This window comes from Treponema putidum, assembly GCF_024401155.1.
Classification (GTDB): domain Bacteria; phylum Spirochaetota; class Spirochaetia; order Treponematales; family Treponemataceae; genus Treponema_B; species Treponema_B putidum.
The window spans coordinates 796,220-811,800 of record NZ_CP038804.1 but is presented as its reverse complement, the minus strand read 5'-3'; the positions used below and the strand labels follow the sequence as shown (position 1 = coordinate 811,800).

Here is a 15,581-nt window from a genome sequence, read left to right as displayed (position 1 = left end):
AAAGGTTTTAATTTTTATAAGGTGTCATATATTTTAAAGAAAAGGAAGAAAATTGTAAAGTATACCCGAATTTCAGCCCTGTGCTGCAACCGGATAGCCGTTAATAGTTTTTCTTTTTTCATAATACACCTCTTTTTCCAATTTTAAACACCCCATCGGCTATTTTATCATAGGAGGATCGATGTGTAATCATTAAAATAAGTTTTTTAGTTTTTAACTCTGATAAAAGATAGCTTAATGCAAGACCAGTTTCCGAATCGAGGGCGTTTTCCACCTCATCGAATAAAATAACTTCACTATTTTGTAAGAGGCAGCGGCTTAAGGCAAGACGCTGAATTTGTCCTTGCGAAAGGATATGTTCTTTTCCTCCCAATTGTGTATCAAGCCCCTTATCCAAAGAATCTATAACCTTATCAAGTTTTGTTTTTGTCAAAATATCTTTTATTGTAAACTCATCGGCTTCTTTACCGAATAATAGATTTTCTTTTATCGACCCTGAAAAAATAAAAGGATTTTGACTTATATATGAAAGCCTTGAGTCAACATTTAAAAAATCAATCTTCCCCTCTAATACGGATTCACCTTTAAAACCAATATTCCCTGAAATAATATTAAAAAGACTTGTTTTACCGGAACCGTTTTCTCCCTTAATAAGATAAAGACCGGGAAATTTAAATTCGGCATTTAGATTTTTAAAAAGAAATTTATTTTTTTTATAAGCAAACTTTAAATTTTCTATTTTAATTTTTTTTATATTTGAAGTATCTTTTTCTTCCTTTATAATTGAAAAAGAATTTTGTCTTTCATCAAAAATACTTTTTAAGCGTTCCACCGAAACAAAGGAAACTATAATGCCCTTATAGGTTTCAGCACAGGAAGAAACAAGGCTTCTAAACTTTTGAGAATACATAAGGGCGGCAGTAATAGTGCCGACGGTGTTTTTTCCTTCAAGAACGGTTAAACCGATAATGGCAAATAAAGAAATATTTATAGTAAAATTAGTAAAAAAAGAAGCAGAAGAGGACTGCATTCCGATAATCGTAGATTCTTTTACATGTATAAAAATATACTTTAAAATATGCGTAAACTTATAAATAAAAAACTTTTGTGAAGAATGATTTTTTATTTCCTGCAGCCCCCTTATCGTTTCATTTATATATGCAGTATATTCATCCTGTCTTTTTCGTTGTGCTTCATTTACAACAGCCTGTTTTCTTCCGAAATATTTTGCTAAAAAAACGGGAACAACCGAAACTATGAGAGTAAGAGAAAAAATAAAGACATCTATTTTAAAAAGCCTAAAACCTATTATACCCATCATAATAAGCGAAGTTATTATGTAAGGAATTTGAGAAGTATAGATACCCGTCATCACTCCTAAATCGGATAAAAAAAGATTTAAAAGTTTACCCGAATCCTGTTCGGAACTTCCCTTAGGCGGTAAATGTAAGAGGTTTAAATAAAGGCGGCTTTCGGTGTAAACGGTCATTTTACGCTGGAGCAAAAACTGAAACCAAGAACTTAAAAGCGAAAAGAAAAGCCCCGCAATTTGAAAAAGAATAATGATTTTTAAAAAGGCAAAAAAAGCCGTCCTATCCTTTAAGGTCAACGCATCTATTATTTTACCCGTAAATAGAGGTTCAAAAGTGGACGCATAATTACCTAAAAGAGAAAAACAAAGGAGAAAAAACAAAACCGGAAAAAACGGCTTTAAAACTGAGGCAGCCCAGCGGTTTAAATTTTTTTTATTTAACATATAGACACTCCTTACAAGTTTACGGAAAAGGAATATAGGTGCATCGCCTATCCAAAGTTTTACCTGTAACCGATTCTATAAAATCATAAGTTTTTTTATCAAAAGTCTTAGGTAAAAGCGACGGAAACCAATTTAAATCAAAAATTTTACACACCTTAATATTGTTTATTTTTGTTTCATCAAGAGGCAAAAAAGACACAAGAGGATTCATTTTGTATTTTTGATTTAATATCTTTACCTCATTATTTATGGAAATATATTGCTTTTTGGTACGGTCAGTATAATTTACGGCATTTTTATTTATAAACTCAAAAGCTTTTTTTATTCTTTCAGGTGCTATTGATAAATAGGTTTCAGCATAATCTTTCGGTTTACTATCATCTATTCTTATGCTGTTGAGGAGACTAAAATACATTTGATGTAATTCATTTAAGGCTGAAATAATCGCTGTGTTTAAATTTTTACCTGAACCTAATGAAACTGCTATTTTGCCTTTTAATTCTCCGATAAAAAAGACAACATAAAATGATTTAAGTAAACTTATTTCATAACATTCAAAATTGTTAAAATAAATATTATAGCTATTATATTTGTGCAAAATACTTTTATCTATTTTATAACTTTTACCCTTTGAAAGATACCAAAAAATAAAACTTTGCCTTTCCAAAAATTCAAAAAAAGCATTTTCAATACAACTATTTGAATTTACATGAGCTGCACATCCGCAAGAATCAAAAAAAATATTCTTTTGTTTTAGCTCATCAAGTGAAAAGTTATATACGGTATTATCCAATAATGAAAAAGATTCTATTGATTTGTTCTGAATATGATTATACTCAATTAAAGCATTTCTCTCGTAGGTCTCTCCTATTGCACAAAGAGCAGCACCGTATTTAGTATTGCGAATAGCATTTCCGACAATATTTGCATAATCAAGGTTTTTATAACAAGTTATATTCTTTAAATCATTTTTAAATACTGTTGCACCTATATTAAATGAAAAGCCGTACATATTGAACTCCCTATATTACAGCACATTCTACGGCATTTTTTAACTCTTTTTCAATACCGTAAAGAACGGAAATAACTCTTGTTTTATTTTTCCTTATATTTGAAATTGTAGGAATACAATTAAACATAGTTTTTGATATAGCTTTTATGGTAATTTCTCTTCTACAACCTGCAATATTTAATAAACCTATTTCAATATCATCAAAAGGCGGATTTATTATTATTTTTTGTACAGGTTTTAAATTCTCAATACTTATTTGTTTTACATTACAAAAAGCAAAAAAATAATCGTCAAATTTTTTATTATTTTTAAGATACATAGACTTAGGCGAAAGCTCGTCCATCCATTTTTGCATTAAAGCTTCTTCAATGGCAGAAACAAGGGATCGCATAACATCTTTATCGCCTGAAATACCCGAACCGATTATCTGTAAATTATCATTTAAAATAAAAACAATTATAGTATGAATATTGCTTATATTTTGAGCATAAAATATTTTTATATTTTTTTCATTGATTCCGTATTGCAGTAAAACGGCTTTTACGGCAGGACTAATTTTTACAAGGCTGCATAATTTTTTATACCACATAAGCATGAGTTCATTTTTTTCTAAGAGTTCGCAAATTGCTTTTTCTATTAAAATATTGGAGTTTAAGCCCGATGCCGTTCCTGTGGTGTCCTTATGACCGTATTTTGAATCATAACCGTAAGTAAGCACATTGCGTTTTACAAGAGTTTTCTTTAATCCGTTAATTAAAATAATTTCAGTTTTTTTATTACTACGGTAATTATTTACCATTTTAAAGCGTTCTAAAAATTCATTATACAGTTTTCCAAAAATTTCGATTTTATTTTTACCCGATGAGGTGTTAGAATACGGGAAAATTTTCTTTTTATTGTTTGTTTTTTCAACTTTAAAAACGCCTAATCCAATTATAGGATCATTATTAAAAACCGTTTTATTCATAAAAAAAGATTTTTGATAATAATCAAACATACGATATACCCTTTATATTGATTGTAGTGATATAAAGCTGTTTTAATGAATCAATATTAAGATCAAAAGAAGTTTTATTAAAATTCTCTATATTTTCCGTGAATACAAAATCATATTTACTGCAAAAGGATTTTATTTTTCCGGCGGCTTCACCTATTGCAAGAATAGATTTTATAAAAGATGAAGTTCCGTATTTATATAATGAGTTATACAAAGAAACAAAAAAAGAAACGGACATTTGGTATTCGGCATTAAGATTTTTTATTTCGGAATATTTTATAAACTTTTTAAAACTATTGTCATAAGCATAATTCCCCGCTTCTACAAAATCGGTATTATAAAAAGAAAAAACCGAAAAATATGAGCAATCTTTATTTTGCATATTATTTATAAGGGAGTCCAATTCAATAATTATTTTAGGTAATTTTTCAATGGAATACTCTTTTAAATTAATTTTAGAATAATTTTCGGTATTGTTTTTTAATAAATTTATATCGATTTCCGTATCGGCTGACAAGGGGCTTAAAGGATTACTTAATTGATAAAATTTTAATATGGAATTTAATATAAAATTATTATTCATGGCAGGGACAAACCTCCCAAGGAATTGCAATATCATAATCGGTTTTGCCCGTTTTCATATTTAATTGTTTTATAAGCTTTACGGTATAATCATTTAAGTCTGTTATATCGTCTATAATCTCATTTATCAACTTAATAATTTTAAAATTACTGAGAATACTTTCGGTATTAAAATATGTAGTTTTTGTGTATATAAGATCGATAATTGTTTGAAATGAAACATTACCAGTAAGTTTTGATTGGGTGCGTAAAGAGCCTTCCAAATGACTGAAATAACACAAGGGACATGGGTTATGCCAATCGGCCTTATAATAATTTGTAAAATAAAAACTATAATTATAATAAAAAACAAATTTATGAATTACATTGTTTTGTTTTAAGATATTCGCAAGTTCCGTGTATTGCTTATAATTAAAAGGATTTAAAACAATATAATATACGGCTTCCTTATCAAGATTTAAAAATAATCCGGCTCTTATTGTATTTATATCAAAGGTGATAATATCATAGGGAATATTTAATCCCGATAAATTGAATTTTAATGAAGAAGCAATTTCTTTTGAATTAGTAAAAAAATAAAGCCGATTTATCGACTGAGGCGTAAATTCATCTTTAATCGCCAATAAATTTTTTAATAAAAAATCCAAACAGGCATCCGCATTATCGCCGTATCGTCCTTTAAGGTCTTCAAGGGTAAAGGTAAGATTGTAATCCGTATCATTCCTTGTAAAAAAATCTATTAGATGTGTATCGGTTATAATGCACGTAGTTTTTTCATTTTGAATGACGGTAATCTCATCATTCTTGTACATGAGATAAGGAATTAGTTTGTATCGCATTTTGTTTCCTCCTTTTTAGATGTTTGATAAGCTCAATTATTCCAAGACTTCCTCCCAGAATTATATAAGTAAGAGTTAAAATGGTAAAAAAAGGGGTAGTTAAACATCTTCCAAAATATATAAGACCATTATAAAGGGAATGCATAATCATCGGCGTCCAAATGGTTTTTGTTTTTTCATAACCGTAAGCAAGAACCATGCCCAGTATACTTATTATCATAACAGCACTAAGATCATATCCATACACGTTAATATGAATAAGACCGAATATTACACTTGAAATAATATTAGCTATAAAGACACTCGAATATTTATATTTTAAAGCATTATACATGCAGTATCTGAACAACAATTCTTCCGCTACAGGTCCAGATATCATTCCTCCAATAAGAACATAGTTCCATAAATTCGGATTTTTAAAAACATCGTAATAGGATATTTTCCCCATATTTTCTTTAAAAAAACTAAAAGAATATTTTATATCAGGAATAAGCGTATTAAACTGATAATAAATTGCACTTATTGCAAGAACAATCAAAGTATATTTTAAAATTAAAATAAAATTAGGATTTTTAAATTTAAAATATTCTTTAACATTAATACGGTTTATTTTAAAACAAAAAATAACCAAATACAAATCTAAAATAACTGCTAGTCCATAAAAATATCTTTTTTTTAAATCCGGTATAGACATTTCAGGATTTAATATTTGCACAAGGTTCCAAAGTATTAAAAATAAGAGAATACCTGAGAGCCACCAAAAATGTAAAAAAGCTTTTTTAATATTCTTATCCATATAAATCTCCAATTAATTTAAAATAAAAAGTATCTTGAGCAAGTTTTATCTTATAAAACTATCTCCGATTCATCGATAAGATGACCGGAACCGCCACCGCAACAACAGCAACAACAGCAACAACAACCAGGTTTACCGTCTTTACCGTCTTTACCGTCTTTACCATCTTTACCATCTTTACCATCTTTACCGTCTTTACCGTCTTTACCATCTTTACCATTACCGCAGCCGCAGCCGCAGCCGCAACCGCAACCGCAACCGCCAAATATTACATCACTAAGCCCCTGCATAGGATTCCCTATTGAAAACATATCCATGTCTACAGACGCAGCCTTATCATTATCTCGTCCTATTTTTTTACCTTTACCCATATCATTCCTCCTAGAATAAATTTTTTGCTCAAGATACCATGTACATAGTATACATCTTTTTTACGATTTATCAAGATAAATTTACAAAATACAAAAAATTTTATGAAAATTTCAATTTTTTTATCACATTTTAATGTTTTTTGCATTTAAATTTACCGACTTTTAGGTTTCAGTCACCTATCTTCGATTTTAAATTTTCAAGTTCTTTTTCTTTTGTTTGAGTTTCGGCATCAAGGGTTTTATTGCTATCTTCAAGTTCTAAGCGTTTTGCCCTGATTTCTTTTAATTCGGTTTCGATATAGTCTTCCAATGACATAGTGTCTCCGCCTAATCCGGAATCAAACCTGATTTCTTTTTTTAAAGGACTTAAAATAAGTTTTATAAAATTTTCAGCCAGTTTTAAAACGGCAGCATTCATAAAATTTGTTTCAAGACCCTGACTTAAACGGGTCTGATATTCTTGTTCACATAGATCAGCATATTGATTTGCCCTTTTTACCTCGGATTGACCGTTTAAGATATTATAGGTTTTAATATTGTTTTTTATATCGACCCGCCTTATTTCGGCAACCTCTTTTACGTGCTTGTTTTTGCTTGCTCCTAAAAATTTAGGCTGAATATCCTTTATCCAAAGAATATTCGGAAAATCCTTTGATACCGTAATTTTAATTTTTTTTAAATCGACACCGAATTTTGCATCGATATCATGGGTTAAAATGACAAGCCCTTCATCATAGTATTGATCGGCCTTTAAGCCCATTCCGGTTAAAATACCGCTTAACTGTTTTCGATACAAGGTTGTCTGTTTTAAATTCGCTTCCAGTAATCCAAGCTCCAATATTTCCTTAAAACTCTGCATGTTCAATTGAGTATTTTGTAAAACTCTTAAACTGTCTTCTAAACCGCTTATTTCTATTGATTGCTTTTGCATGTTTATTCTATTATCAAGAATTTCTTTTTCCTTTTCTTTTAATTCTTGATTTGCTGCAAGAAGTTTTATTTGAGCTTTGCGTGCCTCAATTTCGGCAAGTTGGCTGTCAGTTACCTCATTAACTACCTTTTTATTTACAAAAGAATTAAATGCCGTCATCAGCGGAATCATTAGAATACAGGATACGGCAGTTGACAATACTATTGCAAGTACAGCATTTATTTTTTTTAATTTCGTACTTGCAATAAAGAGCACAAGAACAATACCGATGATACATGCCGCCATAACAAAAAAAGACATAGTCATACTGACCTTATCCTGCACCCTATAAAAAAACATCGATACACTCATTAAAAAGTTTTCCATAAAGGTTACCTATCTAATCTTTCCTAAACAGTCTATAAAATAAGAGCAGAATATTATACCAAATATAACCGAAAAAAGTAAATATTCTAAAAGGATTTTTAATGACAGGGATTATAAAATCCCATCCGGAATTAAAAAGTTTTTCGGAGGGGCGCTTTTTAAATTTGGAAAAAATATCGATTAGGTTTGCATAGCGAATAAAGATACCTGAACTAAAATGTTCCTTGTTGCGGTGAATCCATTTTCTCCCACCTGGAACTCCCTTTCCTATTATGACCACAGAAGGAGCGGCCTTTGAAATCGCCGAAATAATATGGGGCTCCATCGACTTATGATAGTAACCGGCAAAGCGGCCAACCAACCGCAGCCCGGGAAAAGTGCTTCTCACATTTTTTTCTGCAATAAGAAGACTTTCCTGACGTCCTCCGAAAAGATAGAGGCTTTTATAGTGGGAATCTATTACGTTTAGAAAATCTATCACTACCGAAAACTGCTGCCGCCTTACGGGGACATCTTTTTTTAAAAAACGGGCTCCGCGTATCAGGCTTTTTGAAACCGGTAAACATAGAGCAGCCTCTTCAACCATGCTTCTAAACTCTCCGTTACGGCGGGCTCTAAGAACATCCCACAGAGTCATAAAGATAATCTGCTGCGGTCCTTCTTTATTTAAAAGAGACATCACGGTTTCTTCTATATCTTCTTCATGTAAAACATCAAGCGGAACATTTAAAAAATTAATTCTTTTTACAGCCACCTTTTTCCTCCATTATAACCTGAGCCGCTGCAATCGAATAAATTGCAGCCGTTTCGGCACGGAGTACATTTGTATTAAAATGCACTTCCTCAAATTTATGTTCTTTTAAAAATTCAATCTCTTTAGGGCTGATGCCGCCTTCACAGCCTACGGCAAGTACTATCACCTCGGTCTCGGCCGATAAACAGTCAAAAAAGCTTAAAGGGGCAGTCTTTTTTTCACTCAACATCATAAAAGAAGTTTTCTTGTTTGCCGTATACTCCAAAACCGAATCCAAAGCCGCCTTCAATTCTTTGGCAGAAAAAATCTTAGTATTTATAATAGAACCTGACTGCTGCCTAGCCTCCCTGATAATACGCTCACGCCTTTCGGTTTGATTTATATTTTCTTTTTTTATAACAGAAAATTCTCCCAAAACAGGAACAATAAGCGAGCAGCCTGCTTCTGCAGCCTGCCTTACTGCAATATCCATATGATTCCCCTTTATAAGCCATTGCATTAAAATAATTTCTGCACGGGGTTTATAAGGTTCGGCATCTAAGTCAACTTCTTCCTTTAAAAGTTTAAGCTCTATATATTTTTTTTCGGTATTAATTTTAAAAACTTCAGCCGAGGCGGGCTTAACTCCATTTAAAGAAACCAATAAGGCCTGCCCTTCTTTAATTCTCCGCACGGAAACAAGATAGTTATAATCTTTTTTATCGAGTCGGATTATATTCTTATCCGGCCCTGCGGAAACAATAAGCTGCTTCATTATTTTTTATCGGTTTTTGCCTTTTCTTCTTCCTGCATCTCAAAAAGGGTCTTCGTAGTTTTACAAAGAGCATTTACATCCTTTGTGTTTAAAAGATTTATTGCTGCCTGAAGCTGTTCATCGTCTTCATCTATAACAGGACTTTCGTGAGAGCGGTAGTATTCAACCTTTACAAGACTTAAAATCAGCTCATCCCTTACATTGTATTCTTTACCAAGTTTTTTAGAAAAATCTACCATTTCAGTTTTTGAAAGAGAAGGCTTGCTCCTCGTAAAGTCTGCAATTTTAGAAGTCTTTAAAAGTTCGAGTACGCTCTTTTCTTCATCGGGCGTAAAACTAGGCCTTGTAACTTCCAAGTCGGGAAGGATTCCCTGCTTATTTATATTTGCACCGCTCGGAGAATAGTATCTTGCTATAGTAAGCTTCACAAGTTCCTTTTCGCTAAGCTGAACTATCTGTTGCACCAAGCCCTTGCCGTAAGAGCGGGTTCCTACAAGATAAGCCCTCTTATGATCTTTTAAAGCGCCTGCCACAATTTCGGAAGCACTTGCAGAGCCTTCATTGATGAGAACAACTATGGGCATATCTTTAGGAAGTTTTTTTACAAATCGGCGTACATTACGAGTTTCATTTGTATTGATGGCTCTTCCCTTTGTCGAAACCACAACTCCCGATTCTAAAAATATACTCGCTACATCGACAGAGCTTGTAATCAAACCTCCCGGATTATTCTTTAAATCAAAGATCAGCTTTGTACAGCCTTCTTCTTGTAATTTTTCTATAGCCTCGGTTATGCGTTTTGCAGAATTCGGATTAAACTCTATCAAACGGATATAGGCAATATCCTTTCCGATCTTTGTATACTTTATGGTAGGAACTTCGATTATAGCTCGTGTCAGAGTAAGATCAAACTTTAGGTTTTTTCCTCTAAGAACTTTTATTGTAACCTGAGTACCTTCTTTTCCCCGAAGCATATTTAAAACATCCTCCTGGGTAATCTCTTCGGTTTTTACTCCGTCTATTTCGATAATATAGTCTCCCGGTTGAAGTCCTGCTCTCCAGCCCGGAGTTCCTTCTATAGGGCTTGCAACTTCGACATAGGCAGGACGCTCAGGGGTAGACACATTTGCTTTTGTAATATGAACACCTATACCTCCAAAAACACCGGTTGTAGTATCCTCCAAATCATGACCTACCGTTGTATCTCTAAAAATATAAGATGTATAAGGGTCTTGAAGAGAATTAAGCATCCCTTCCATAGCCCCCTTATATAAAAGAGCCGGATCTATTTCATCTACATAATTTTCTTGAATAAGCTTGTACACGGATTCAAGATATCTTAAATTTACATCGGCATTGCTTGTATCGGATTCCGAATTCGATGTTGCAGGAGCCCTTTGCGGCATAAAAAAAATAGCAGCCAACAGAAGAGTTAAAAAGATAATAGTATTTATCCAAGTTATTCTTTTATTCATCTTTCTATTTTGAACTATATTGTAGATTTGTCAATAGGGTGCGTTCTGCATAGATTAGCGGATTTTAGAAGGGATAAGTAAAGAATTTATCAAATAAGGTCATTAGGATATTTCTATAAATTTATCAATAATTCTATCAGCTCGTCCCAATCGCTTATTTTAGTAAATTCAAAATCGGGAGAAACACGGGTTTCGTTGTCGTAGGGACAGGAAAAGCAGCTTGTATACAAAATAGGTTTTATTCCGAGGGAGGCTGAACCTATGATATCAGCCCTCGGGTTATCTCCGCAATACCAAACCTCATCGGCGGAAAGGCGGGCTCTTTTTAAGGCAGCTTCAAAAAGAAGGGGCTCGGGTTTTCTAAACCCGTACTCGCTTGAAGCTATTATAAATTCGAATTTGTTTTGCGGAAGATATTTATTTATTCTTGCAGTCAAGGCTTTTTCAGAAAAAGAAATATTGCTTATAACGGCGGTTCTGATATTTTTTCTTTCCAAAAAGGACAAAAGTTTTTCGATATTGGGCATTGGACTGCAAGGAGCCAGAGCTTCCCAAAAAAGGAGCTCCAGCTCCGTGTAGGATAGGTTAAAGTCTATATTAAGGCTTTGAAAAAGGCAATTATAAAAATTATGAGTGTGTATTTCCAGATCGTTTTGTAAAGCCTTTGATTTTACCTTCTCAAAAATAGCCATTCCTTTTTCATAAAAGTTAATAAAATCTATTTTATCGGGGTTTCTATGAATTCGGGCATAAAGGGCCTTATATGCCCTTTCTAAATCAAGCTCCTTTTCATAGATAAGAGTATTCCCATAATCGAAAATAATCATCGCAGGGCTTTTCATAGTGTAAACTGCCTATCTTTCAAGTTTTCTGTAAACGCCTCTGTGGGGAGTGTCGGCATCCTTACCGTACTTTTCGCGTCTCCATTCGGCGTATTCAGTCCAGTTGCCGTCAAACCATACGACTTCGCCGTCAGCTTCGAAGGCCAAGATATGGGAGCAAACCCTGTCTAAAAACCAGCGGTCATGACTTATAACGAGGACTGAACCTGCAAAACTTTCAAGGGCTTCTTCTAAGGCACGAAGGGTGGTAACATCCAAATCGTTTGTAGGCTCGTCGAGCATTAAAACGTTTCCGCCCTCTTTTAGCATCATAGCCAAATTGAGCCTATTCCTCTCACCGCCTGAAAGCACGCCTACCTTGCGGGACTGGTCTTGTCCCGAAAAGTTAAACCAAGAACAATAAGCCCTTGAGTTTACCTCGCGTACACCTGAAGAACCGTCTGCAGCTCCCAGCTTTATAATATCAAGCCCGTCTGAAAGCTGCTCCCAAACAGTCTTGTTGGGATCAAGTTTTTCTCTTGTCTGGTCTACATAGCAAAGTTTTACCGACTCCCCTATTTTGATTTCACCCTCATCGGGTTTTACGATCTGCCTTTTTTGATCGGCACCTTCGGGAGTTTCAAAACCTGCTGCTCCGACTATCATCTTAAAGAGGGTTGTCTTACCTGCACCGTTCGGGCCTATGATGCCGACTATGGCTCCCGCAGGAACCGAAAAATTAAGCTTATCGAAGAGGATTCTATCCCCATAATGTTTTGCAGCATTTTTTACATCTATAACCAAGTTCCCAAGCCTAGGACCGGGCGGAATGGTAATCTGAGAGTCCTTTATTTTTTCCTTTGAGCCTTGGGCTAAAAGTTTTTCGTACTCATTGATACGGGCCTTGCTCTTGGCATGTCTTCCCTTAGGGCTCATACCAATCCATTCAAGTTCCCGCTTCAATATCTTTTGGCGCTCGGTTTCCCCTTTTTCTTCGAGGGCAAGTCTTTTTTGCTTTTGGTCGAGCCAGCTTGAATAGTTTCCTTTCCACGGAATGCCTTCTCCGCGGTCAAGCTCCAATATCCAGCCTGCAACATTATCCAAAAAATAGCGGTCGTGGGTTACGCAGATAATCGTTCCTGCATATTGATGAAGATGCCTTTCAAGCCATGCTACCGTTTCCGCATCCAAGTGGTTGGTAGGTTCGTCCAATAAAAGAATGTCGGGTTTTTGAAGAAGGAGCCTGCAAAGAGCAACCCGTCTTTTTTCTCCCCCCGAAAGCACATCGACTACTTGATCGGCAGGCGGGCATCTTAAGGCTTCCATAGCAAGATCGAGGCGGCTGTCCAAATTCCAAGCATCTGTTGCATCCAGTTTTTCCTGCACCTTGGCCTGTTTTTCCATCAGCTTATCCATATCGGCATCGGGGTCGGCAAAGGCCTCGTTTATCTTGTCGAATTCTGCAAGAAGGTCTACCAACTCCTGAACTCCCTCGGAAACAACTTCCCGCACGGTCTTTCCGCTTTGAAGCTGGGGTTCCTGTTCAAGATAGCCTATCGTGTAACCGGGAGCCGAAGAAACTTCGCCCGTATAATCCCCGTCAATCCCTGCCATAATACGCAAAAGGCTTGACTTACCGGATCCGTTAGAACCTATAACGCCTATTTTTGCACCGTAAAAATAAGAAAGGCTTATATCCTTTAAAACCTGCTTTGTCCCATGGGTTCTTGAAACCCTGTCCATTGTGTAAATAATTTTTTTATCGTCTACTGTCTTTGCCATAACCGATAATCTATCAAAGAAACGTTAAAAAAGCAAGAGGAAGAAGCCATCTCAATTTTTAATGCTTGCCCCATATTTACAAATATTTTTTTTACTGGTATACTACCTAGCATGACAATTGCGGGAAGAAACAGAGTGCGCCTAGCCGCCATATCAATTACAGCTTTAATTTTGATATTATCATTGATATCCTTTGTAGGTATTGTTCTTTATAGAAACCTTGATAGTTATGCCGTATTGATAAGTATTTTAATTTTTCCAATTTTATCTCTTATTTTTTTGATACTTGTATATTTTACGTTTAAAAAAACCCATGCGATAGAAATTTCTTTTTTTGCCATGTTTGTTTATTGCATAAGTTTTGAAAGCTTAAGGCTGATTTTTCCCATATATAACTTTTCAAATATACGGCTTGAGACTATTGCAAACCTATCACGATTGGTATATTTTTTTAGATTAGCAGGAATTATGTCTCTTTTTATGGCAGGGGTCTTTGCAAATAAAATCATAACCAGAAAAATAGGCTCCGTATTCTTTTTCATCTTTTTTATATCTTTTTTGATATGTCTATCTATGCCTATAAATAATTTTTACATAAACAGATATTTTATTTCGGATATTAAAGCCGGCCATTCATATATATACTTATTTTTAATAACGGCGATTTTGGCCTGTATAAATTATTTTTTTGTTTACATAACAAAAAGCATAAAAGAATATTTATTTGCAGCTATTTCACTCACAGGTGCCTTAATCGGCTATTTTTTTCTAATATATACCTCATCATATTTTTTATTGGGTATCGGTCTTACCCTATTCATTACCGGAAATATATGCTTTATAAAAAAGATTCATAGTTATCATCTATGGCAATAAAAAACAAATAAAAAACAGTACTTGATTTTTCACTGATTATAATGTATCCTTAACCTATGGCAATTAAATTTTACTCGCTCGGTGCTGCAGAAGAAGTTACAGGTTCTAAACATATTCTTGAAGTTGACGGGCATAAATACTTGATAGACTGCGGAGCTTTTCAAGGAAAAAGAGCTGAAGCAGACAAAAAAAACAGAGATTTTAACGTTCCCGCTCCCGAATTGGAAGCCGTGATCTTAACCCACGGCCATTATGACCATTGCGGCCTATTACCCTTACTGGGAAAGCACGGATTTAACGGCAATATATATTCAACTCCTGCCACAAGAGATATAGCAAACCTTGTTATGATGGATTCTGCACGAATTCAGGCCAGAGATAGAGAATACTTATCCAAACAAGCAGCCAAAAAAGGTGAAACCTTTAAATGGGTGCCTCTTTTTGATGAAACCGATGTAATACAAACCGTAAATCAGTTTGTAACAATCTCATATCATCGGCCTACTTGGATAGGCCCCAATGTTCAGCTGGAGTTTTATGATGCCGGCCATATTTTAGGTTCTGCAATGGCTCTGATTACCGCCAAGGATTCGGGCGGGGAAGAGATAAAAATAGCCTTTACCGGAGACTTAGGGCGAAAAAACAAGGCCATAATCCGCGATCCGGAAATTATTCCGCCTGTAGATTATATAGTTATTGAAAGCACCTACGGAAACCGCCGCCACGAGAAAACCGACAATGCCCTAAAACTGCTTGCCGAAAAAACACAGGAGCTCGTAGAAAACAAGGGAAAGATGATAATTCCGGCCTTTGCCGTTGAAAGAACTCAAGAAATTGTCTACTATTTTCATCTTTTGGTAGATAAAAAAATAATCCCCGATATTCCGATTTATGTAGATTCACCTATGGCTGTAAACGCAACGAGTATCTTTCAAGTTCATCCGGAATGTTATGATGCACAAACACATGAAGCCTTTTTAACACATCATAAAAATCCCTTCGGCTTTAACTCTCTTAAATTTATAACGAGCGTAGCCGAGTCCAAAGAACTGAACAATATTGACGGCCCCATGGTTATAATAAGTGCGGACGGAATGTGTGAATTCGGGCGTATAACCCACCATCTTGCAAACAATATAGAAAAGCCCTCGACAAAAGTAATGCTGGTAGGTTTTATGGCAGAAGACACCCTCGGCCGCAGACTTCAAAACAGAGAACAGGAAGTAAAAATTTTCGGCGAATGGCATCAGGTAAGAGCCGAAATCTTACAGATGAACGCTTTTAGTGCTCATGCCGACTATTTTGAATCTACTCAATGGCTTAATTCTTTGGAAAATCCAAAACTTAAAACGATATTCTTGGTTCATGGAGAACCTAAGGCCCAAACTTATTTTACCCAATACCTAAACGAAAACGGTTACAATGACGTAAAAACGGTAAAATACGGTGAAATCTACAATTTGGACTAA

15 protein-coding genes are annotated in these 15,581 nt (G+C 34.6%); 1 reads left to right on the top strand and 14 read right to left on the bottom strand.

The window, feature by feature from the left end:
• Positions 1-118: 118 nt before the first annotated feature.
• From E4N74_RS03805 to E4N74_RS03740, 14 genes are all read right to left on the bottom strand, one after another.
• On the bottom strand, positions 119-1,756 hold the full coding sequence (locus E4N74_RS03805; RefSeq protein ID WP_255818975.1) for an ABC transporter transmembrane domain-containing protein: 1,638 nt from the start codon (positions 1,754-1,756) through the stop codon (positions 119-121).
• Positions 1,757-1,775: 19 nt separating this feature from the next.
• The gene (locus tag E4N74_RS03800; protein ID WP_255818974.1) at positions 1,776-2,768 is read right to left on the bottom strand and encodes a YcaO-like family protein; all 993 of its coding nucleotides are present in this window, start codon (positions 2,766-2,768) and stop codon (positions 1,776-1,778) included.
• 10 nt (positions 2,769-2,778) lie between these two features.
• Positions 2,779-3,765 carry a YcaO-like family protein gene (locus tag E4N74_RS03795; protein ID WP_255818973.1) on the bottom strand — a complete coding sequence of 329 codons (987 nt, stop codon included), beginning with the start codon at positions 3,763-3,765 and terminating at the stop codon, positions 2,779-2,781.
• Positions 3,758-4,348, bottom strand: a complete 591-nt coding sequence (locus E4N74_RS03790) for a hypothetical protein (protein ID WP_255818972.1) — start codon at positions 4,346-4,348, stop codon at positions 3,758-3,760. The genes E4N74_RS03795 and E4N74_RS03790 overlap by 8 nt, the downstream gene beginning before the upstream one ends.
• Positions 4,341-5,186, bottom strand: a complete 846-nt coding sequence (locus tag E4N74_RS03785; protein ID WP_255818971.1) for an McbB family protein — start codon at positions 5,184-5,186, stop codon at positions 4,341-4,343. Before E4N74_RS03785 ends, E4N74_RS03790 begins: the two co-directional genes overlap by 8 nt.
• A complete protein-coding gene (locus E4N74_RS03780) occupies positions 5,146-5,982 on the bottom strand; it encodes a CPBP family intramembrane glutamic endopeptidase (protein WP_255818969.1) in 837 nt (278 codons plus the stop codon). The genes E4N74_RS03785 and E4N74_RS03780 overlap by 41 nt, the downstream gene beginning before the upstream one ends.
• Before the next feature lie 50 nt (positions 5,983-6,032).
• Positions 6,033-6,353 carry a hypothetical protein gene (locus E4N74_RS03775; protein ID WP_255818968.1) on the bottom strand — a complete coding sequence of 107 codons (321 nt, stop codon included), beginning with the start codon at positions 6,351-6,353 and terminating at the stop codon, positions 6,033-6,035.
• A 169-nt stretch (positions 6,354-6,522) separates the two neighbouring features.
• Complete coding sequence (locus E4N74_RS03770; protein ID WP_044979130.1) at positions 6,523-7,650, bottom strand: hypothetical protein; 1,128 nt, start codon at positions 7,648-7,650, stop codon at positions 6,523-6,525.
• A 13-nt stretch (positions 7,651-7,663) separates the two neighbouring features.
• Complete coding sequence (locus E4N74_RS03765) at positions 7,664-8,404, bottom strand: WecB/TagA/CpsF family glycosyltransferase (RefSeq protein ID WP_044979129.1); 741 nt, start codon at positions 8,402-8,404, stop codon at positions 7,664-7,666.
• Positions 8,385-9,158, bottom strand: a complete 774-nt coding sequence (locus tag E4N74_RS03760) for a 16S rRNA (uracil(1498)-N(3))-methyltransferase (RefSeq protein WP_255818966.1) — start codon at positions 9,156-9,158, stop codon at positions 8,385-8,387. The genes E4N74_RS03765 and E4N74_RS03760 overlap by 20 nt, the downstream gene beginning before the upstream one ends.
• Positions 9,158-10,633, bottom strand: a complete 1,476-nt coding sequence (locus tag E4N74_RS03755; protein WP_255818965.1) for a S41 family peptidase — start codon at positions 10,631-10,633, stop codon at positions 9,158-9,160. Before E4N74_RS03755 ends, E4N74_RS03760 begins: the two co-directional genes overlap by 1 nt.
• A 113-nt stretch (positions 10,634-10,746) precedes the next feature.
• The gene (locus E4N74_RS03750) at positions 10,747-11,475 is read right to left on the bottom strand and encodes an HAD family hydrolase (RefSeq protein WP_044979126.1); all 729 of its coding nucleotides are present in this window, start codon (positions 11,473-11,475) and stop codon (positions 10,747-10,749) included.
• A gap of 12 nt (positions 11,476-11,487) precedes the next feature.
• Entirely contained in the window at positions 11,488-13,236 is a 1,749-nt protein-coding gene (gene ettA, locus E4N74_RS03745; protein ID WP_044979125.1) for an energy-dependent translational throttle protein EttA, read from the bottom strand.
• A gap of 347 nt (positions 13,237-13,583) precedes the next feature.
• On the bottom strand, positions 13,584-13,778 hold the full coding sequence (locus E4N74_RS03740; RefSeq protein ID WP_173402615.1) for a hypothetical protein: 195 nt from the start codon (positions 13,776-13,778) through the stop codon (positions 13,584-13,586).
• A 390-nt stretch (positions 13,779-14,168) separates the two neighbouring features.
• Between E4N74_RS03740 and E4N74_RS03735 the strand changes: the two genes are divergently transcribed.
• The gene (locus E4N74_RS03735; protein WP_044979122.1) at positions 14,169-15,581 is read left to right on the top strand and encodes an MBL fold metallo-hydrolase RNA specificity domain-containing protein; all 1,413 of its coding nucleotides are present in this window, start codon (positions 14,169-14,171) and stop codon (positions 15,579-15,581) included.